Source organism: Enterobacter cloacae complex sp. ESBL7, from assembly GCF_041679625.1.
Taxonomy (GTDB): Bacteria; Pseudomonadota; Gammaproteobacteria; order Enterobacterales; family Enterobacteriaceae; genus Enterobacter; species Enterobacter asburiae_B.
The window spans coordinates 1889331-1909846 of the sequence record NZ_JBGORN010000001.1 but is presented as its reverse complement, the minus strand read 5'-3'; the positions used below and the strand labels follow the sequence as shown (position 1 = coordinate 1909846).

Annotated in this window: 16 protein-coding genes and 1 pseudogene; 16 read left to right on the top strand and 1 reads right to left on the bottom strand. The window is 52.7% G+C overall.

Annotated features, from left to right (window positions below):
- Window positions 1-8: 8 nt before the first annotated feature.
- The 16 genes and pseudogenes from tssH (at window position 9) to comJ (ending at window position 19323) form a co-directional block, all read left to right on the top strand.
- A complete protein-coding gene (tssH, locus tag ACERY3_RS09340) occupies window positions 9-2624 on the top strand; it encodes a type VI secretion system ATPase TssH (RefSeq protein WP_058841360.1) in 2616 nt (871 codons plus the stop codon).
- Window positions 2625-2648: 24 nt separating this feature from the next.
- Window positions 2649-4067: a serine/threonine-protein kinase gene (locus ACERY3_RS09335; protein ID WP_058841359.1), complete on the top strand. Its 1419-nt coding sequence runs from the start codon at window positions 2649-2651 to the stop codon at window positions 4065-4067.
- A gap of 65 nt (window positions 4068-4132) precedes the next feature.
- Window positions 4133-6838 (top strand): type VI secretion system tip protein TssI/VgrG, encoded by a 2706-nt coding sequence (tssI, locus tag ACERY3_RS09330; RefSeq protein WP_373225504.1) that lies wholly within the window; start codon window positions 4133-4135, stop codon window positions 6836-6838.
- Window positions 6839-6849: 11 nt separating this feature from the next.
- On the top strand, window positions 6850-7425 hold the full coding sequence (locus tag ACERY3_RS09325) for a hypothetical protein (RefSeq protein WP_319876225.1): 576 nt from the start codon (window positions 6850-6852) through the stop codon (window positions 7423-7425).
- A 3-nt stretch (window positions 7426-7428) separates the two neighbouring features.
- On the top strand, window positions 7429-8505 hold the full coding sequence (locus ACERY3_RS09320; protein ID WP_373225503.1) for a hypothetical protein: 1077 nt from the start codon (window positions 7429-7431) through the stop codon (window positions 8503-8505).
- Window positions 8506-8580: 75 nt separating this feature from the next.
- Window positions 8581-9021: a DcrB-related protein gene (locus ACERY3_RS09315; RefSeq protein ID WP_319876223.1), complete on the top strand. Its 441-nt coding sequence runs from the start codon at window positions 8581-8583 to the stop codon at window positions 9019-9021.
- Window positions 9022-9024: 3 nt separating this feature from the next.
- Entirely contained in the window at window positions 9025-13398 is a 4374-nt protein-coding gene (locus tag ACERY3_RS09310) for an RHS repeat-associated core domain-containing protein (RefSeq protein ID WP_373225502.1), read from the top strand.
- Window positions 13383-13853, top strand: a complete 471-nt coding sequence (locus tag ACERY3_RS09305) for an Imm26 family immunity protein (protein ID WP_319876221.1) — start codon at window positions 13383-13385, stop codon at window positions 13851-13853. Before ACERY3_RS09310 ends, ACERY3_RS09305 begins: the two co-directional genes overlap by 16 nt.
- Window positions 13854-14039: 186 nt before the next feature.
- A complete protein-coding gene (locus ACERY3_RS09300; RefSeq protein ID WP_373225501.1) occupies window positions 14040-14168 on the top strand; it encodes a DUF6386 family protein in 129 nt (42 codons plus the stop codon).
- Between the two features lie 152 nt (window positions 14169-14320).
- Window positions 14321-14887, top strand: coding sequence for a hypothetical protein (locus ACERY3_RS09295; protein ID WP_233423511.1), 567 nt, complete (start codon window positions 14321-14323; stop codon window positions 14885-14887).
- 95 nt (window positions 14888-14982) lie between these two features.
- Window positions 14983-15426, top strand: coding sequence for a hypothetical protein (locus tag ACERY3_RS09290; RefSeq protein ID WP_233423232.1), 444 nt, complete (start codon window positions 14983-14985; stop codon window positions 15424-15426).
- An 89-nt stretch (window positions 15427-15515) separates the two neighbouring features.
- Window positions 15516-15998, top strand: coding sequence for an SMI1/KNR4 family protein (locus ACERY3_RS09285; RefSeq protein WP_319876220.1), 483 nt, complete (start codon window positions 15516-15518; stop codon window positions 15996-15998).
- A 172-nt stretch (window positions 15999-16170) separates the two neighbouring features.
- Entirely contained in the window at window positions 16171-16641 is a 471-nt protein-coding gene (locus ACERY3_RS09280; protein ID WP_058841352.1) for a hypothetical protein, read from the top strand.
- A 211-nt stretch (window positions 16642-16852) separates the two neighbouring features.
- Window positions 16853-17846: pseudogene (locus ACERY3_RS09275) on the top strand (RHS repeat domain-containing protein); the annotation flags it as partial.
- Between the two features lie 419 nt (window positions 17847-18265).
- The gene (locus tag ACERY3_RS09270; RefSeq protein WP_319876219.1) at window positions 18266-18697 is read left to right on the top strand and encodes an immunity 26/phosphotriesterase HocA family protein; all 432 of its coding nucleotides are present in this window, start codon (window positions 18266-18268) and stop codon (window positions 18695-18697) included.
- Between the two features lie 143 nt (window positions 18698-18840).
- Complete coding sequence (gene comJ / locus ACERY3_RS09265; protein WP_373225500.1) at window positions 18841-19323, top strand: competence protein ComJ; 483 nt, start codon at window positions 18841-18843, stop codon at window positions 19321-19323.
- A 76-nt stretch (window positions 19324-19399) separates the two neighbouring features.
- On the opposite strand, the gene ychF is transcribed toward comJ, so the two are convergent.
- Window positions 19400-20494 carry a redox-regulated ATPase YchF gene (ychF, locus tag ACERY3_RS09260; RefSeq protein WP_010432886.1) on the bottom strand — a complete coding sequence of 365 codons (1095 nt, stop codon included), beginning with the start codon at window positions 20492-20494 and terminating at the stop codon, window positions 19400-19402.
- Window positions 20495-20516: the final 22 nt, after the last annotated feature.

The following is a 20516-nucleotide window of genomic DNA, read 5'->3' as shown; positions in this document are numbered from 1 at the left end:
AAACTAACATGTCAGAAATTAGCCGTGCCGTGCTTTTCGGCAAACTGGATACGCTGTTATTTACCTCTCTGGAAAGCGCCACTGCGTTCTGCAAGCTGCGCGGCAACCCGTACGTTGAGCTGGTGCACTGGCTGCATCAGCTGATGCAGCAGCAGGATGGCGATCTGCAGCAGGTCATCCGCCACTTTGCCCTCGATGAACAGCAGCTGACCCGCGATATCGTGGCCGCGCTGGATGTCCTTCCGCGTGGCGCCAGTTCCGTTTCCGATCTCTCCGAGCATATCGACAGCGCCGTGGAGCGCGCCTGGGTGTTTGGATCGCTGAAGTTTGGCGTCAGCCGTATTCGCGGCGGCCATTTGCTGATCGGCATGCTGAAAACCTGGAACCTGGCCAACGTGCTGAAAAGCATCTCGTCGCAGTTCACCCGCCTTAACGTCGAGGTGCTGATTGAGCAGTTCGACGCGATTTGCGCCAACAGCAAAGAGACGCAGCAGGCCGCTGCCGCCGCAGACGCACCGGCGGGTACGGTACCGGCGGCGCAGGGGACGCTGGCCCAGTACGGCCAGGACCTGACCGCCCGCGCCCGCGACGGGAAGATTGACCCGGTTGTCGGGCGCGACGAAGAGATCCGCCAGATGGTGGATATCCTGATGCGTCGCCGCCAGAACAACCCGCTGCTGACCGGGGAAGCCGGGGTCGGGAAAACGGCGGTGGTGGAAGGGCTGGCGCTGCGTATTGCCGACGGCGACGTCCCGGAGCCGCTGCAAAACATTCAGCTGTGGCTGCTGGATATCGGCATGCTGCAGGCTGGGGCAGGCATGAAAGGCGAGTTTGAAGCCCGGCTGCAGGCGCTCATTAACGAAGTCCAGTCCAGCGCCACGCCAATCATTCTGTTTATCGATGAGATCCACACCCTGATTGGCGCAGGCGGCCAGCAGGGGACAGGCGATGCGGCGAACCTGCTGAAGCCCGCGCTGGCGCGCGGTCAGCTGCGCACCATCGGCGCCACCACCTGGGCGGAATACAAAAAATACATCGAGAAAGACCCGGCGCTGACCCGCCGTTTCCAGACGGTGCAGGTCCACGAGCCGGACGAAGCGAAAGCCATTCTGATGCTGCGCAGCACCGTGTCGCCGCTGGAGACGCACCACCAGGTGCTGCTGCTCGACGAAGCGGTCAGCGCGGCGGTGAAGCTGTCGCATCGTTACATCCCGGCGCGTCAGCTGCCGGATAAAGCCGTTGCGCTGCTCGACACCGCCTGCGCCCGCGTCGCGGTCAGCCAGAGCGCGCCGCCCGCGCAGCTGGAAGACTGCCTGCGCCACCTTGCCGCGCTGGACGTGGAGATTGAGATTGCTGAACGCGAAGCGCGCGTGGGAGCTGGTGACGCCGATCGCGTGACCGCTTTACTCGCCGAACGCGACGCGTATGAGACAAAACGCCAAGCCCTGGCCCGGCGCTGGGAAGAAGAGCGCGGCCTGGTGCAGGAGATTATCCGCCTGCGCGCGGCGCTGTTCGCGGCGGGCGATGACGATAGCGCCGAGCTGCGCGGCCAGCTGGCGGAACAGCAGCAGGCGCTGAACGCCCTGCAGGGCGATGAGCCGCTGCTGTTTGCGGCGGTGGATGAAAACGTGGTTGCCGCGGTGGTCTCTGACTGGACCGGGATCCCGCTGGGCCGGATGGTGAAAAACGAGATCGACGCGGTGCTGAACCTCGCCGACACGCTCAACCAGCGCGTTATCGGCCAGCGTCACGGTCTGGATCTCATTGCCCGCCGCGTGAAAACCTCGCGGGCGAAGCTGGACGATCCCAACAAACCGGTGGGCGTCTTTATGCTGTGCGGCCCGTCCGGGGTCGGTAAAACCGAAACCGCGCTGGCGCTTGCGGAATCCCTGTACGGCGGCGAGCAGAACGTTATCACCATCAACATGAGTGAGTTCCAGGAAGCGCACACCGTTTCCACCTTAAAAGGTGCGCCTCCGGGGTACGTAGGGTATGGTGAAGGCGGCGTGTTAACCGAGGCCGTGCGCCGCCGTCCGTACAGCGTGGTGCTGCTGGACGAAATTGAAAAAGCGCACCCGGACGTCCACGAGATCTTCTTCCAGGTCTTTGATAAAGGCTGGATGGAGGACGGCGAGGGGCGCCACATCGATTTCCGTAACACCATCATTATTCTGACGTCTAACGTCGGCACCGACCTGATTAGCGCCATGTGCGCCGATCCGGAGCTGATGCCGGAGCCTGACGCGTTAAGCGGCGCCCTGCGCCAGCCGCTGCTGGAGGTCTTCCCACCGGCGCTGCTGGGCCGCCTGCTGGTGGTGCCGTATTACCCGCTCAGCGACGAGATGCTGGGGCAGATTGTTCGCCTGCAGCTCAAGCGCATTCAGCGTCGTCTGGAAGAGAATCACAGCATTATTTCTGAGTTTGACGACAGCGTGGTGGAACAGATTGTCCAGCGCTGTACCGAGGTGGAGTCCGGTGGCCGCATGGTGGATGCTATTCTGACCAACACCTTGCTGCCTCAGATGAGCCAGATCTTACTTACCGCCAGCCGCAGCGACGAGCAGTACCGACGTCTGCACGTCACCTGCGAGCAGGGCGAGTTTCACTGTCAGTTTGCCGCGTAATAATCATCAAGAGAACTGTAAAAGATGACGGATAATGATAACAATCGGACTGTCCCAAACGCGCTCCCGGTCGGGTACCGCTTCAACGAGTTTGAAATCAAAGCGGTGATCGGCGGCGGCGGTTTTGGCATCGTCTATCGCGCGTGGGATCACCAGCTCGAACGCACTATCGCTATCAAAGAATTTATGCCTTCCTCGCTCGCCGTGCGCGGCGACGACATGACCCTTGTGCTGCGCAGCGAGCGTTTTGGCAAAGCGTTTTCCGCAGGCCTGAACAGCTTTATTCAGGAGGCGCGTCTGCTGGCGCGCTTTAACCACCCGAACCTGCTGCACGTCCTGCGTTTCTGGGTGCAAAACGACACGGCCTACATGGGGACGCTGTTTTACAGCGGGACCACGCTTTCGCGCCTGCGCGAGGAAAAGCCGGAGCTGATCAACGAGGCCTGGATCCGCCGCACGCTGCCGATGCTGTTCGGTGCGATCAAGACCATCCACGACGAAGGCTACCTGCACCGCGACATCTCTCTGGATAACATTCAGATCCAGGATAACGGCCTGCCGGTGCTGCTCGATTTCGGCTCCGCGCGACGCACCATCGGTAATCTCTCCGACGAAACGGAAACCATGCTGCGTCCGGGCTTTGCGCCGATTGAGCAGTACACCGACGACAACGAAAGCGAGCAGGGCCCGTGGACGGATATTTACGCCCTCGGCGCGGTGCTGCGTACCCTGATTGTGGGTTCTCCGCCGCCGGTCAGCGTGGTGCGCTCGATTCAGGATACCTGCAAACCGCTGGTGGAAATTATGCCGCAGGGCTATTCCATTCCGCTGCTGCAGGCCATCGACCGCGCGCTGGCGCTGCACATGGAGGACCGTCCGCAGTCAATCGACGAGTTCGCCGCGCTGATTGAGATGCCGGTCGCAGGGATCAACGACGTGCTGACGGCGAAAAAGCCCGGCACGATGCTGGTTCCGGTCGAAGACGAAAAACCGGCTTCGCTGCTCGACTGGCGCCGCTACAAGATCCCGGGCATGGTTGCCGCAGGCGTGCTGGTGGGTATTGTCGCCGGGGCGATGCTGTTCAGCGGCAGTAACGATGCTCCCGAGCAGGCTGCACAGGCACCGGCAGAGACGCGTCCGACTGAGACCGCCGCAAACGCGCCGGACGTGAAGCCGGAAACGGCGAAGGTTAACGAGCAGGCGACGGCCCAGCAGACTCCGCCGCCTGTGGAGAGCCCGGTTGCGCTGGTCTATATCCGCATCCTCGACGGCGAAACGCTGAAAGTGAACGGCGAGCCAAAAGCGCTGCGTCCGGCGACCAACGGCTATGCCTCGCTCAAGCTGCCGGCCGGTGAGGTGAAGATTGAACTCCAGGGCAACGGAAGAACGCGCGGCCAGACGCTGGATATCACCAAGCCGGGCACCTGGCTGGTGAACCCTTAGAATTACGCTCAGTCACAGATGCGAACCTCTTTTCTGAATCGCATAAGCTAGATGGAATAAAGATTATGCTCAACCGAATTACCGTTCAGCTCCCGGTGGAGGGGCTTCTGTTCTGGAAACTGACGGGCCGCGAGGCGATGTCCGAGTCGTTCGCGCTGACGCTGACCGTGCTCGGCACGGACGCGCGCATTGACCGCAGCAAGCTGCTGGGCCAGCCGGTCACGGTGACCATTCCGACGCAGAACCTGCTGACGTCCCGCTATGTTAACGGCAAAATTACCCGCGTGGCGGTCAGCGCCGTCGAGCTGACGGGCACCCGCTATGCGGTGTACCAGCTGACGGTTGAGCCGGACCTGTGGCCGATGAAGCGCGATCGTAACCTGCGTATCTTCCAGGGGCAGACGGTGCCGCAGATTGTCAAAACCCTGTTTGGCGAGCATCAGGTCAACGTTGAGGATAAGCTCACCGGCAGCTACCGGGTGTGGGACTACTGCGTGCAGTATCAGGAGTCGAGCCTGGACTTCATCAGCCGCCTGATGGAGCTGGAGGGGATTGCCTATCACTTCAGCCACGAGGCGGACAAACACACCCTGGTGCTCACCGACGCCGCCACGCAGCATCAGCCGTTCAGCGGCTATGAGGTCATTCCTTACCACCAGACGCCGTCCGGCGGCAGTACGGACGAAGAGGGCATCAGCCAGTGGGCGCTGGAGGACAGCGTGACGCCGGGGATTTACAGCCTTGACGACTATGACTTCCGCAAGCCGAACGCGTGGCTGTTCCAGGCCCAGCAGAACCCGGCGTCGCCGAAGCCGGGCAGCATCGACGTGTACGACTGGCCGGGTCGCTTTGTGGACAAAGGGCACGGGGAGTTCTATGCCCGCATCCGCCAGGAGCGCTGGCAGGTGGAGCATCAGCAGATTCAGGCCACCGCCACGGCGGCGGGGATTGCTCCCGGGCACACCTTCACCTTAACCAACGCGCCGTTCTTCAGCGACAACGGCGAGTATCTGGTGACGGCGGCGGGCTATCACTTCGAAGAGAACCGCTACGCGAGCGGCGAGGGTGAAACCATTCACCGTACCGATTTCACGGTGATTCCGTCGGCGGTGGTGTACCGTCCGGCGCAGAGCACGGCGTGGCCGCGCACCTACGGCCCGCAGACCGCGAAAGTGGTGGGGCCGAAGGGCGAGAGTATCTGGACGGACAAATACGGCCGCGTGAAGGTGAAGTTTCACTGGGACCGCCTGGCGAAGGGCGATGACACCAGCTCCTGCTGGGTGCGCGTGTCGAGCGCGTGGGCGGGCCAGGGCTACGGCGGGGTGCAGATCCCGCGCGTCGGCGATGAGGTGGTGGTGGACTTTATCAACGGCGATCCGGACCGTCCGATTATTACCGGTCGCGTGTACAACGACGCGAGCATGCCGCCGTGGGCGCTGCCTGCCGCCGCGACGCAGATGGGCTTTATGAGCCGCACGAAAGACGGTTCCGTCGACAATGCCAACGCCCTGCGGTTTGAGGATAAAGCGGGCGCAGAGCAGGTGTGGATCCAGGCCGAGCGCAACATGGACACCAGCGTTAAAAACGATGAAACGCACAGCGTCGGCGGGGCGCGCAGCCATTACGTGAAGAAAAATGAACTGCATCGCGTGGAAGCGAACCAGACTCAGGCCGTGAAAGGTGGAACCGAGATCCTGACGGGGAAAGGCAAGCTGGATGCGGCGGTGGAGCAGTATGTGATTGCTTCCGGGACGAAGCTGCGGCTGGTCTCAGGTGAAAGCGCCATTGAGCTGAATGCCAACGGCAAGATTAACCTGATCGGCAAAGAGTTTAACTTCTTCGTGGAAGGGGATGGGTATATCACCACGGGCGGTAAGCTGCATCTGAATACTTCTGGCACCAAGCCGGGCACAACGGCACCGGGGGCGGGGCATAAAGGGGATATTGATGCGGCGGTGCAGGCGTATTTCTCTCCGGATCAGGCTAAAAAATCTGCCGGTGCGGGATTTGCCGGAGGATCGGGTAAAGCGGCACCTGCGCAAAACAATTCTGCTGCTACAACGGGCACAGACAAAACCAGTGAATATAATTATTCGTTGCAGGACATGGTGGATAAGCAAAAGAATTTAAAGGCTAAACCTCAAAAGTGGACGCGACGCGGTTTTGTTAACGCCTCTGAAGATGATATTAAGAAATATGCAAACCCGGATAATTACAATACTGGAACTGATAAATATCAGTTCCTTGATCTCTCATCTTCATCAGGTGTTTCTGAAACTGATATGGCTTCCTTCCTGAAAGGTAAAGGCGTACTTGAAGGTCAAGAAAAAACATATCTTGATGCAGCAAAGAAATACAATGTCAGTGAGGTTTACCTGGCCTCACATTCTGCTCTCGAAACAGGTAACGGAGCGAGTGAACTGGCGAAAGGTGTCGAGGTCAATGGTGTAAAAGTTTATAATATGTACGGTATTGGCGCTTTAGATGGCAATGCTGTTAAAACAGGATCCAATTACGCATATAAAATGGGATGGACTTCTCCAGAGAAAGCGATAGATGGTGGTGCGAAATGGATTTCCGAAAAATACATCAATAATGCGGATTATGCCCAAAACAATCTTTATAAGATGCGATGGAACCCAGCTTCGCCAGGAACACATCAGTATGCAACTGATGTTAACTGGGCTGTAGCCCAAACATCAAACATGAAGAAAATGTTTGATAATTTCCCTGGGGCAAACCTATCATATGATATTCCAAAGTTTAAGTAATGGATCAACTTATGAGTAAGAAAATTCTGAGTGTTTTATGTTCGGTTCTGGTGCTCTGCAGCTTGAACAGTAATGCCACGACTGCTCAAATCAATAAAAAACTTGAAAATTCATCCCATAATCTTTTAGCAAACCCCGACTTTTCTGTACAAATAAACAAACAGTCTGTCGCATTGGGCGACAGGTGGACTAATGACGTTGCACGTAAATTTGAGTTGCCGATTGACGGCCATTTTGTCGGAGAAGTTCCTTTTGACGGAATAAATTATAAATTCTTCCAGCATCAAAAGTCTGGGTTAGAAATATTCACTTCCAATCTTTGGTGGGATAAAGCCGAGAGAAGTGTTGATGATTATATTGTGTCGCAGATTACGCTAACTGCTGCGGATGGCAAAACAGCCCGAGGGATCCATATTGGTTCAACAATAAATGAACTGAATAACACTTATGGTAGTGGCCAGGTTGAAAATGATTCCGGGGAACAGTGGATTTCCTATGAATTGGGTAAGAAATTGCTCTCTTTTGAGGTTAAAGACAGTAAGGTTGTGAAAATAACCATGAATTACGAAAATGGTTCTTCAGAGTGATTTATGACCAAAAAATATCTGGCAGCCGTATTGTGCACAGCTTTATTGGCTGGCGTCGTTGAAGCGTCATCGGCGCTTGAATTATCGCAATACAATAAGCTCGAAACGGTTAGCCGCATCGTTAACGACAGAGAAGTAACAGACAGTCTCAGAACGTTGCTGGGAAATCATTACCAGACCTTTATTGATAACTTTGATGTCTTCGGTGAACCGCATACCACCACAGGTGGCGGATTGTTTGTTGAAGGCTGGCTAAAAGATCTCTATCTGGAGAACGCGTCAGCGCTGGTTATCGATCCTGACGGCAAAATCTTTGCGGCCTGGGTGGTTCCGGAGTCGGACGTTATTCATTACCAGTCTTCAGATAATAGCCCGGTTATTAATGCCGATATTCAGCAGTGGGCTGCCAGATTCAATGCGATGCATTTTGCAACGAACAGCCAGTCAGATCTTGCGTTTGACGGGGAGTGGTCTGGCGAATTCGGGGACGACTCGACGTTAACCCTGCGGTTAGCTGAATCAGGCAACCGTATCACCGGGTCTTATTGCTATATATCCCAGAAAGGAAACCGCATAGATTGCCCGGAAGATGATGAGCGTAATCTTACCGGTACGATCGCTGGCAATCGTGCCAATATTGAATTCAACTCATCGTTTGGCGGCCCAGAGGGCCGTGCTGTTCTGGAAATAAAGGGGAGTGAAATGGAATGGCGTTTAGCTACTCCTCCTCAAAATGGAAATTATTATGCTCCGCAGCGTTATATGTTACATAAAGCCGCTTCGGTTCATAACGCTGAAACCAGAAAACTGGATACCGAAAAATTCGCTATTTCTCTGATTAACAGGTGCGGCCATTTTGATAGCAAATGTGACCAGATGGTTTACCTTGGCGTGCGCAAAAGTGATAACAGTACGATCTCCTTAAAGGGAAAAACGTTGCACGACTCCGCAGGTAGAATAATCGGCTCAACGTACGAGAATGGCGATATCGCTTACACCGTGACGTATGCACCCGCGAAATTGGTTGTCAGCAAAGGCGGCCATGTTTTAGTCGAACAGTCAGCTCAATGGCGTAAATAATAAAACAGCCAGCCAGAGGGCCAGCATGGATTGGCCTTTTTGTTTCTCACAATATTAATCATCCCGAGTTCACTTATGAAATACACCCTCCAGGAAGGTTCGTTTTCCCTTTTTCCTGCTGCCTGGCAGGATAACAGCATGAACATTATTCGCGATGACGAAAGCGGGCTGTCCGTGGTGGTCAGCCGCGGCGTTATCCCCGATGGCAGCAACTATGAACAAGAGTTCCACCGCCAGTGGGATGTGCTGCGTCCTCAGATGGGCGAAATTGCCCAGAGCGAATTCCGGAACGTAAAAGCCGGGCCTGACGGAAAAATTAACGGGCTGGAAGTTGAGACCACCTTTGACCGTAACGGGCAGCGCCTGTGGCAAAAACAGCTGGCCGTGCAGACGCCGGGTAAACCGGTATTGATGATTTTTACCCTCTCGGCACTCAGGGCATTCACCGAAGAGGACGAGGTGCGCTGGAGCGCGCTTAAGCAGAGTCTGACGCTAAACGACAACCGGAATGTGTAAGGCATGAGCGATAACAACGCGGCCCGTAAGGGCGACGAGATTATTCACTCCAGCATTTTTGCTGACATCACCAGCATTGTGGCGGAAGGTGCCGCCTATGCGGTGATCGGCGCGGCGGTAGGCGCAGCTGCAACCGTAGCGGCGCCATTGCTGGGCGCAGGGGCGGCCGCAGCGGGCGTGGCGGCAATAGGATCCAGCTGTCTGTTAAGCGGGATTATCGGTGGCGTGCTGGCGAACGTGGCGGGGATCACCGACGATATCAGCAACGCCGCGGAAGGATTAGGTAATGCGCTTTTCCCGCCTTCGCCCGCGGGTAAAATCACTACCGGTTCCAGTAACGTTCTCACCAACGCAATCCCCGCCGCGCGCGCGGCAGGCACGCTGACGCCCGCCGATACGCCGTCTCCTGAGCCGCAGTCGCCGGGCAGCTTTGCCGATTACGCGGGCATGCTGCTTTCAGCCGCCGGACAGTTTGGCAGCGAAATGTGGCAGCCGAGCGTGGCCTCTGCCGCCGCGGGAACCTCACCGCTGGAAGAGGACAAGGTGGCGTGCGAAAAGCACTCCGGGCCGCAGTATCTGGCGGAAGGCTCTAAAAGCGTCTTCATCAACGGGCAGCCCGCGGTGCGCGCGAAAGATCGCACCACATGCGAAGGCACCGTTTCCGACGACGTCTCCCCGAACGTGATCATCGGCGGGGACACGCTCACGGTTCGCGATATCAAAAGCGGTAAAACGCCGGGTCTGGCGCTGGGGATGATTGCGCTCTCCCTGCTGCGCGGGCGTCCGGGCAAGATCCTGAAAAACATGCCATGCGCGCTGGCGGCGGCTGGCGGCGGGATGCTGGCCGATATGGCGGTAAATGCCGTGTTTGGCTCCTCGCACCCGGTTCACGCCGCCACCGGCGTGAAGGTGCTGAATGACGACGACGAGCTCGATTTCTCGCTGCCGGGGCGCTTTCCGCTTCGCTGGCAGCGCAGCTACAACAGCCTGACCACCCGGGAAGGGCTGTTCGGTCTGGGCTGGGCAACCACCTTTGACAGCTATCTGGCGCTGGAAGACAACAACGCCACCTGGTTCGACGAAACCGGGCGCGAGCTGAGCTTCGAGCTGCCGCCTGTCGACCGCGCGTTTTACAGCATCAGCGAAGGCATCATTATCCGCCGCAATGAGAGCGGCGACGTGGCGATTGCCGATGATGACGGCGCGGTGTGGCGTCTGTATAAACCGACCCGGGCGAATCCATCTATCCTGCGTCTCGCCTCCCTCAGCGACGAATACGGCAACGCGCTGCTGACGGAGTGGGACGAGCACGGCAGGCTGGTCGGCCTTCACGACGAGCCGCGGGCGATAGACGTCACCCTGCGCTACGAAGATGAACGTTTCCCGCAGCGCGTTACCGCAGCCAGCCATTTCGACGGCAGCCAGTCATGGCCGCTGATGCAGTGGGGCTACGACGCGCGCGGCCAGCTGGCGAGCGCGACGGATGCCTCCGGCGTGGTGACGCGTGAATACCGCTATAACGAGCACGGGCTGATGGTCTGGCACCGGATGCCGGGCGGTCTGGAGAGCGAATACCGCTGGAAAAAATTCGACCACTGGCGCGTGGTGGAAAACCGCACCAGCACCGGCGACGGGTGCCGCTTTAACTACGATTTAGCCGCCGGGCTGACGACCGTCGAGCACTACGACGGCCAGACGCGCCGCCACTACTGGAACGCGCAGAATCTGATCGTCCGCTACGTTGACGAGCGCGGTGAAAACTGGCGCTACGAGTGGAACGAGAACGAGCTTCTGACGCGCCGCATCGATCCGCTCGGCAATGCCGTTACCTTCGTCTACGACGACATGGGCAACCGGGTTCAGGAGATCGACGCCGACGGCAATACCCGCACCACCGCCTGGCTGGAGCACCGCGCGCTTCCCGCGGCCATTATCGAAGCCGACGGCAGCGCCACCCGGTTCTGGTACGACGAACATCACGGGCTGAAACGCGTGGTGGACCCGATGGGGCAGACCACGCAGCTGCGCCGGGACGAGTTCGGCCAGGTCGTTGAAGAGGTCGATGCCGCCGGAAACAGCCGCTACCAGGAGTACAACGAGGCCGGGCAGATCGTTCGTTCGACGGACTGTTCCGGGCGTATTACCCGCTACCGCTATCACCCGCTGGGCTGGCTGGTGGCCGAGACTGGCGCCGACGGGGAAGAGACGCGATATCGCTACGACGCCGCAGGGCGTCCGGTGCAGCTCGATCGCCCGGAAGGCTGGACGGAATCGCTCAAATGGAACGAACGCGGCCTGCCGGTGAAGCATGCGGGCGCCGACGGTAAGGAAAGTGAGTTCAGATACGATGAGGCAGGGCGATTAACCGCGACGCGTAATACCCAGGGTGAAGAGGTCCGTCGCCGCTGGGACAGCCGCGGGCGTCTGATTGCCCTGGAAAATGAAAACGGCGAAGCGTATCAGTTCCGCTGGGGCGCGGACTCGCTGCTGCTGGAAGAGGTGGGGCTCGATGGCGTAGCCTCGCAGTATCGCTATGACGCCTGCGGACGCACGATAGCACGCACGTTTGCCGCCGGTCATCCTGAGGCCATCACCCATGCCTTCGCCTGGAGCGCGAGCGGCCAGCTGGTCGCCCGTACCACGCCGGAAGGGCAGACACGCTACCACTACACTCCCTCCGGGCTGTTAAGCCGGATAGGGCTTCATCCTGCGCTTTCAGCCGACGCGTGGACCACCGCGGCAGAGCAGGAGCTGGCCTTTGAGTATGACGCGCTTGGTCGCGTGACGCGCGAGGCGGGCGAGCACGGCGAGCTGGCGTGGGAGTATGACGCGCTGGGCAACCGCACCTCTATCACGCTTCCCGATGGCCGCGAGCTCAAGCAGTTTTACTACGGCAGCGGGCATCTGCTCAGCATTGCTCTCGATAAGCTGTCGGTCTCCGACTTTACCCGCGACGAACTCCACCGGGAGACCAGCCGCACTCAGGGGCTGCTGACCACCCGCAGCGAATACGATCGTCTTGGCCGACTGCATCGCCGGGACGTCTTTACCGGCAATGCCCAGCGCCCGTCGCCGCGCCGCTGGTCCCGCCGCTGGGATTACGACTACCGCAATAACCTGGTGCGGGAAGAGCGGGACGATAACCCGTTCAGCTGGTACCGCTGGCAGTACGACAGCGCCGGGCGCCTGCTCGTTCAGGACGGCACGCTGCCCGGACAGGAGCAGTGGCGCTGGGACGCTGCCGGTAACCCGCTCGAAGGTTCCGCTGAGAAGGTCACGCACAACCGCCTGACGCAGCTGAACGGCATTCGCTGGCGTTATGACATCCACGGCCGCACCGTGGAAAAAGATAACGGCCAGACCCGCTGGCACTACCGCTACGACGGTGAGCATCGCCTGACGGAGGTCATCAGCCAGCCGCGGGACCGCAACAAGCCGCAGACGCAGGTCAGCTTCCGCTACGATCCGCTCGGGCGACGCATCAGCAAAACGCGACGCCAGATACTGGGCGGACAGCCAACCGGCAAGCCGGTGACCACCCGGTTTGTCTGGGAAGGGTTCCGTCTGCTGCAGGAGGTGCACGGGGATGTGCCGCTGACCTACGTCTACAGCGATCAGGACAGCTACGATCCTCTGGCGCGTATTGATGGAGTTGATTCCCCGGAGATCTTCTGGTTCCACTGCCAGCCCAACGGCACGCCGGAGCGGATGACGGATATCGAAGGGCAGGTGCGCTGGGAAGGGGTGAACAGCGCCTGGGGCAAACTGCTGCGGGAAAGCGAGACGCAGGTATCAGGATATTCTCAGAACCTGCGCATGCAGGGGCAATACCTGGACCGTGAGACAGGGCTGCACTACAATCTGTTCCGGTATTATGACCCGGACTGCGGGCGGTTTACGCAGCAGGACCCGATAGGGCTGGCGGGGGGGATAAACCTTTACCAGTATGCGCCAAATGCGCTGGGGTGGGTGGATCCTATAGGTTTAACCGCTTGCAAAAATGGGAGTCCTAAACGGTCAGTGAGAAACATGTCTTTTGCTGACTGGATTAAAAGAAAGGCAAAAGGTGGGAATAACACCCATGTTTATTTAGGATATAGAGACGGTAAACCTGTCTATGTAGGTATCAGTAAGGATGTAGATATCCGTGCTGTGCAGCATGGTGAAAGGTTCGACAAATTAGTTAGAATTACTGAAGAACCGTTAAATCGCGGTCATGCGCGGAGCATAGAACAAGCAGTTATTCACAACAACCCTCATTTTGAGAACTCTATAAATAGCATAAGTCCGACAAGGAAGTTATACTCAGATGCTGTTTCGTGGGGCGAAAATTGGCTTAAAAATAATGGGATTAATGTAAAATGGCCGACAGATTAACAGTAGTGTCAGGAAATGAAAGGCAAAAAAAATGGCCTAAACAAGGTGATTTTTTTTACTTTCAGTTAAATGATGGTCGATTAGGCTATGGTATGGTCTCCTTGGGTAAAATAGATGTCGGTCCATTCAAAAATGCTATAGTTATATATATATATGACTATTTTACATCTTCGCTTCAAGAAGATGCTGTATTGGCAAAAGATAATTTGCTATTGCCGCCAATCATTACTGATAATTCATGCTGGAAAAACGGTTACTTCGTAACATTTAAAACTATCGAAACGAGCGAAGTGGATATCTTACCACAACATTATTTTAAAAACCCTGTCAGAAATAAAATATATGATGAGCATGGCGTAACAATTGACTCACCAACTGAGAATATACCAATCGGTGAAGAGTCGATTCAATTCTATAAAAGCGTTATAAAATCTATAGAAAGTATAGTTAACTAATATATTTACTAGGCCGGGAGGTGTTTTCTGGCCTTTTATTTTTTCTGACTGTGAGGGTCGATGTTATTTATTTTATCGTAACGTGTTATGATTGGCTTGTCAAAAGTCGAATTTTAAAAAGACCGGGCGCGGGATGGTGGTTTCACTTTACCGATTATTAAAATTAACACTCTCTTTTATTATGTAATGAGAAGGATTATAAACATACAAACAGATACTGCTACATTAGTTATTTATGATTTGATGTCATTAAATCATAGAATTAATGATGTTGCAGATTGGTGGAGTCTTTCAGAAGATGAGAAAGGGCAATAAGTTTCCTCAATAATGGATGGCGTCGTGCCATTATTGATTCTTTATTTTCTTTTTTAAATGGTGCGAAGAAATTCCTTGGGTTATGGGGTGTTTTTTCAACTATCAAACACAGTGATTTAAAAGTAATCAATAATATTAACTGTGAAAGAGGAATGATGCGTATAAAAAGTATTGTTCAAAACTTTGTTTTCAAATTCAAAATGAATGATTTAAATATGGGAGAGATTGACTATACAGACGATGAAAATGAAACTTCTTTTCCAGTGAATTTAAATGGCGAAATTCGGTTTTTCTATAGCCATTTGATTTTAAATGACCACCCAACATTTGATGGTACTTTCTTTATACAGATTGTTGAGTCCCAAGAGCTTAATGAAATGTTATCAGGCTGGCGAGTTCAAAATGACACGACCTGGCGCGATGAATATATAATCTTTGCTGAAAGAAATGGAGATGTTCTTTTTTGTGATACCCAAAATATTACATCTCCTGTTTATGGTAGTATTCAAAAAAGAAATTTCATTATTTCCAATTCGTTAGCTGACTTTTTGGATGCTTTTTGTTCTGCCATTGAGATAGAACAAAGTAAATATGATGGTGATGCTACAGATGATGATTTTAATTTCAGAGAGGACTTTCTGGAAGATATCGATTTAATGCTGAAAAGCAAGCTTAAGGATGTTGAGGTAGAAGCTTTTAAATATTTCTTTTTTGGTTAGTTAATAATAAAACTTACTCTTTTAGAGACCTCCATGCTTCTGAAGGCATTTATCGCTTATATCCCTTTTATATAGGCAAGGAGGTCTCTTTTCGAATGATAATGAATAAATATATGAAAAACGTATGCTATAAATTCGATGAAAAAAGAGTTACATCTTTTGTAGAAAAAGGAAACGAGTTTCACGACAACCAAAAATACGCCGAAGCTTTAGAACAATACCAAAAAGCCTGGCAAGCTCTTCCTGAGCCAAAGTTTGAATCGGAATTTGCTAACTGGATCGCTGCGTGCATGTACAGCGCTTACTTTGATCTTGAGGATTACGATGAGGCGAAGAAATGGGGAGAGACGACGTTGCGCACACGTGGATCGAATATAGACACTGCACCATCAATCGACCTCGGCATTGTCTGTTACGAGTTGAATCAATTCGATGAAGCGTATAAATATTTCAACGATGCTTATAACTACGGCAAAGAGCGTGCTTTTAAGCATAGACATAAAAAATATCTTGAATTTTATTTATGTAAAAGAGCGTGAAGACCTGGCTTTTTTACGTTACTTAAACAGTTAGAGTAAGCGTGTTCCACATAATTGCATAAGAAGAATTATTATTAAGACATATACGCATGAATAATATCAGTAACTGTGAAAAAAATATCGGACTTGCAGATATTGCTAAAACGGAAGAGAAATTATCTATTACTCTTCCGGATGATTTCGTTTCACATTATCTGCAATTTAATGGTGGCACTCCAGAGAAAAGTTGGTGGGACGGTGATGAAGATTTTGAGCCAGTAGAGGTGGCTGCGTTTAAGCCGTTTTTTCATAATGGTCAGACAAATGATGACCCTGGATCTTTAATTGACGGTTGCTATATCAGCATGGTAGATAGGGAAGTGATTCCTAAAAACCTGCTTCCTTTCGCAAATGATTGGGGAGGGAATTTCTTCTGCCTGGATTTAGATAATTACTCAATTATATATTTTGCTACGGATTCTTTTGATGAGAATTTGACTATGCAAGAGAATCACAGAAAACTTCAAAGATATCTGACAAATTCATTTGCCAATTTTGTTAACGGATTAGTAGCAGAAGAGGATCTTTCTTAAAGAATTTTTAAAAAATCAATCGATTTATTTAATTCGATTGCTGTTATTTCGGTATTCATATTTTTAATAAATCTCTGTGACGCAAACCATAGGGTTTTATTATAAAGCAGCATGACAGGCTTGGTGGTATGAAAGTACCTAGGAGCCCATGTAGAATAATTCAGGTTAAAGCATGAAGATATCCCAGTTAGCAATACATAGGTTAAATAATATTAATTGGTTTGTTAGTCTTGGTGTGGCAACGACACTCCCTGGTGTTATTCAGGCTCAGTGCCTTAGTTTGTTTATAAAAGAATTGAATAGCGATGAATGGGAAAGTACCACCTTGGCGGTTGGTAATGAAATAACGGATTATCTCGCAAAAAAAACTAACAAATATCAGTGCTGGAATTCTTTAGTTAAAGAAGCTAAGAATGTTGTGGAGAATGATATTATCCCAAAAATAACCTTCCCGGAGTATGAGAAAGGCTCAATGACTGAGAACTTAAAATGGGACCTTGTGAATTACTTGCTTGAAGATGCGTATAGCACTTTTCTTCAAGAGCCATTCTTTTTTGACGGATTAATTAATGTTTATGAAGCTGGGCATATGCCCTGTGGATGGTCAGGTATTTGGCCAGTGGGCAAACTCGTTATCTATTGATAGATCACGCACAAAAAAAACTACGCCAAGGCGCGGATTTTTTTTCATTCAAAACAAATCAAACGTTAAACAAGAAGTTCATCACATCGCTATCTTTAACGATTTAATCTTTCCCTTCCGCACGTATCTTGCTTGCTTTTTTGCACCTTGCTTACCCTTAGCGGTCGTTATATTCGCGACGAACATCCCCACCCTGAGAATAGCCCCGTGGCTGCTGACCACCCGCAGCGAATACGATCGTCTTGGCCGACTGCATCGCCTGGACGTCTTTACCGGCAGCGCCCGTCGCCGCGCCGCTGGTCCCGCCGCTTGGATTACGACTACCGCAATAACCAGGTGCGGGAAGAGCGGGACGATAACCCGTTCAGCTGGTACCGCTGGCAGTACGACAGCACCGGGCGTCTGCTGGTTCAGGACGGCACGCTGCCCGGACAGGAGCAGTGGCGCTGGGATGCAGCCGGTAACCCGCTGGAGGGGCTGCTGAGAAGGTCACGCACAACCGCCTGACGCAGCTGAACGGCATTCGCTGGCGCTATGACATCCACGGCCGCACCGTGGAAAAAGATAACGGCCAGACCCGCTGGCACTACCGCTACGACGGTGAGCATCGCCTGACGGAGGTCATCAGCCAGCCGCGGGACCGCAACAAGCCGCAGACGCAGGTCAGCTTCCGCTACGATCCGCTCGGGCGACGCATCAGCAAAACGCGACGCCAGATTCTGGGCGGACAGCCAACCGGCAAGCCGGTCACCACCCGGTTTGTCTGGGAAGGGTTCCGCCTGCTGCAGGAGGTGCACGGGGATGTGCCGCTCACCTACGTCTACAGCGATCAGGACAGCTACGATCCGCTGGCGCGTATTGATGGCATTAATGCTCCGGAGATCTTCTGGTTCCACTGCCAGCCCAACGGCACACCGGAGCGGATGACGGATATCGAAGGGCAGGTGCGCTGGGAAGGGGTGAACAGCGCCTGGGGCAAGCTGCTGCGGGAAATCGAGACGCAGGTATCAGGATATTCTCAGAACCTGCGCATGCAGGGGCAATACCTGGACCGTGAGACAGGGCTGCACTACAATCTGTTCCGTTATTATGACCCGGACTGCGGGCGGTTTACGCAGCAGGACCCGATAGGGTTAAATGGCGGGTTAAATCTTTACAGCTATGCTCCTAATCCTATAATCTGGACAGATCCTTTAGGTCTAACACCTTGTAAGGGTTTACCTTCTACACGTAGGGCTGGGGGGACAGGCAAAAATTATGATCCTGTAAATGGACAAGGGTTGTATGTGCTACACGATGGAAAAAATATTATCTATGTTGGACGTGGGGATGCACCAACACGTTTGAATAGCCATGCGAATACACCGGGTAAATCGCATTTGGAACAGCTGACCATATTTGATAATAATTTGACCAAAGCTGAAGCTAAATACTTGGAACAAAGAATTATGGATCTTAATGGTGGAGCTAAGTCAACGAATTCCTTAACAAATCTCCTCAATAAAATCAGATCGTATAGTCCTAATAACCCAAATGCTAGCACATATGATATTGCGGGTCATAGCAGTGATTGGGGTGGAAAAGTATTGAACGATGCGTTATCAATTCTGAAAGGTAATGGCTTATGAAAGTAAAATACAAAGAGGGTGACATCTTTGTCATTCCATTGAGCAATGGGAAATATGCGATTTGTCATATTGTTTTTGCTCCAAGTAAAAAATTTAAGCAAGCAATAGGGTTCTGCATATTATCAATACAGCAGACTGAAGAACTTATTGATAGCGGTTCATTAGCACCGCTAAGTTTTGAAAAGTTTGGTAAAGAGACAAAAATTATCTTTACAGGTAACCAAAATATCAGCAAAGGCGTCTGGAAAATTATTGGTCACACTGATCTTACAGAAGAAAAAAAACAATTGAAAATATTTAATTATGCTGGTGGTTTGTATAATGGAGAGGACGAAATCAGGCGGTTATCTGTTGCCGAATACCCTAATTATACAACAATGGGGGTTTCAGGGTTTGAGCTTGTCGATAATATCCTGACCAATATTTGAGCATCAAGGGGAAGGATGCTTCCCCTGTCAGATTTCGTATTACAGCCACTCATTAACACCTTCAAAAATATCACAGGCATTTTGTTTTTGATGGCCTGGCCTCACATTATCGGTAGAACGATAATAAAAATCGAGGTAATGTTATGAATGATAAAAAAATACAAATAGTTGATCTACTGATTTCACATAGTCAAATAGTGTTACGATCCCGAGAGTATGACGAAAAGCTGAGTCAGTGGGGAAAAGGCAATGTTTCTCAAGGTGCTGTTCTACACAAGGATTATGTTATATTCGATCCATTACCAGAGGACGCGTTTGGAGCAAACGTCAATATCAAAATAGAGAATGCTTTCAAATCGGATGAAAATGCTCAGCGCTGTATTGTTGTGCCATTTTTCATTACGGATAAAGATAAGCTGCAAATCGCTTCTGCAACTGAGAAATTCGATTTAAATATAGATGTGAACGATGAAGTTTATTCACTCTTTTATGAGATTTGTGAAGGAGATGAAATTTATTATAATTTCACTCTTGTGCCGGCAAAAGAAGCTATTGCTGCTAAGTTTTTGCTAAATGACCCTTGGGGAGGAATAAAAGATCATCCTCTCAAAGAAGGGATTTTTTAAATTTAGTATTAACCGGGGAATTTATCTCGGAATAAAAATCCACGCCAAAGCGTGGATTTTTTTCATTCAAAACCAATCAAACGTTAAACAGGAAGTTCATCACATCGCCATCTTTAACGATGTAGTCTTTCCCTTCCGCACGCATCTTGCCTGCTTCTTTCGCACCTTGCTCACCCTTGTAGGTGATGAAGTCTTCAAACGCGATAGTCTGCGCACGAATGAAGCCTTTCTCGAAGTCGGTGTGGATCTTACCGGCCGCCTGAGGAGCTGTCGCACCCACAGGGATCGTCCACGCACGCACTTCTTTTACACCAGCGGTGAAGTAGGTCTGCAGGTTCAGCAGCTCATAGCCCGCGCGGATCACGCGGTTCAGGCCAGGCTCTTCCAGACCCAGCTCGGCCATGAACTCTTCACGGTCGGCGTCGTCCAGCTCAGCGATGTCGGATTCAACGGCAGCGCAAACCGCCACAACCACAGAACCTTCAGCCGCCGCGATTTCACGCACTTTGTCGAGGTACGGGTTGTTCTCAAAACCGTCTTCGTTAACGTTGGCGATGTACATGGTTGGCTTCAGGGTCAGGAAGCTCAGGTATTTGATCGCCGCCTTGTCTTCTTCAGTCAGGTTTTTCAGCGCGCGCAGCATGCCCGCATTTTCAAGCTGTGGCAGACATTTTTCCAGCGCAGCCAGTTCCGCTTTCGCGTCCTTGTCGCCGCCTTTGGCTTTCTTCTGCACGCGGTGAATAGCGCGTTCGCAGGTGTCGAGGTCAGAGAGCGCCAGCTCGGTGTTGATGACGTCGATGTCGTCAGCCGGATCCACTTTGTTGTTAACGTGGATGATGTTGTCGTTCTCGAAGCAGCGCACAACGTGGCCGATCGCTTCGGTTTCACGAATGTTGGTCAGGAACTGGTTACCCAGGCCTTCACCTTTGGATGCGCCTTTTACCAGGCCCGCGATGTCCACGAATTCCATGGTGGTTGGCAGAATGCGCTGCGGCTTAACGATTTCCGCGAGCTGGTCCAGACGCGGGTCCGGCATTGGCACAACGCCGGTGTTAGGTTCGATGGTACAGAACGGGAAGTTCGCCGCTTCGATACCCGCTTTGGTAAGCGCGTTAAACAGGGTGGATTTGCCCACGTTTGGCAGACCGACGATACCGCATTTGAATCCCATTTCTAAATCACCTTAATATCTT

What these genes read in the sequence shown, in the direction of transcription:
- comJ (WP_373225500.1), top strand. Translation starts at nt 18,841, where the DNA reads ATGAATGATAAAAAAATACAAATAGTTGATCTACTGATTTCACATAGT.
- ACERY3_RS09295 (WP_233423511.1), top strand. Translation starts at nt 14,321, where the DNA reads ATGATGCGTATAAAAAGTATTGTTCAAAACTTTGTTTTCAAATTCAAA.
- tssI (WP_373225504.1), top strand. Translation starts at nt 4,133, where the DNA reads ATGCTCAACCGAATTACCGTTCAGCTCCCGGTGGAGGGGCTTCTGTTC.
- ychF (WP_010432886.1), bottom strand. Translation starts at nt 20,494, where the DNA reads ATGGGATTCAAATGCGGTATCGTCGGTCTGCCAAACGTGGGCAAATCC.
- ACERY3_RS09280 (WP_058841352.1), top strand. Translation starts at nt 16,171, where the DNA reads ATGAAGATATCCCAGTTAGCAATACATAGGTTAAATAATATTAATTGG.
- ACERY3_RS09325 (WP_319876225.1), top strand. Translation starts at nt 6,850, where the DNA reads ATGAGTAAGAAAATTCTGAGTGTTTTATGTTCGGTTCTGGTGCTCTGC.
- ACERY3_RS09290 (WP_233423232.1), top strand. Translation starts at nt 14,983, where the DNA reads ATGATAATGAATAAATATATGAAAAACGTATGCTATAAATTCGATGAA.
- ACERY3_RS09320 (WP_373225503.1), top strand. Translation starts at nt 7,429, where the DNA reads ATGACCAAAAAATATCTGGCAGCCGTATTGTGCACAGCTTTATTGGCT.
- ACERY3_RS09270 (WP_319876219.1), top strand. Translation starts at nt 18,266, where the DNA reads ATGAAAGTAAAATACAAAGAGGGTGACATCTTTGTCATTCCATTGAGC.
- ACERY3_RS09285 (WP_319876220.1), top strand. Translation starts at nt 15,516, where the DNA reads ATGAATAATATCAGTAACTGTGAAAAAAATATCGGACTTGCAGATATT.
- ACERY3_RS09305 (WP_319876221.1), top strand. Translation starts at nt 13,383, where the DNA reads ATGGCCGACAGATTAACAGTAGTGTCAGGAAATGAAAGGCAAAAAAAA.
- ACERY3_RS09335 (WP_058841359.1), top strand. Translation starts at nt 2,649, where the DNA reads ATGACGGATAATGATAACAATCGGACTGTCCCAAACGCGCTCCCGGTC.
- ACERY3_RS09310 (WP_373225502.1), top strand. Translation starts at nt 9,025, where the DNA reads ATGAGCGATAACAACGCGGCCCGTAAGGGCGACGAGATTATTCACTCC.
- ACERY3_RS09315 (WP_319876223.1), top strand. Translation starts at nt 8,581, where the DNA reads ATGAAATACACCCTCCAGGAAGGTTCGTTTTCCCTTTTTCCTGCTGCC.
- ACERY3_RS09300 (WP_373225501.1), top strand. Translation starts at nt 14,040, where the DNA reads ATGAGAAGGATTATAAACATACAAACAGATACTGCTACATTAGTTATT.
- tssH (WP_058841360.1), top strand. Translation starts at nt 9, where the DNA reads ATGTCAGAAATTAGCCGTGCCGTGCTTTTCGGCAAACTGGATACGCTG.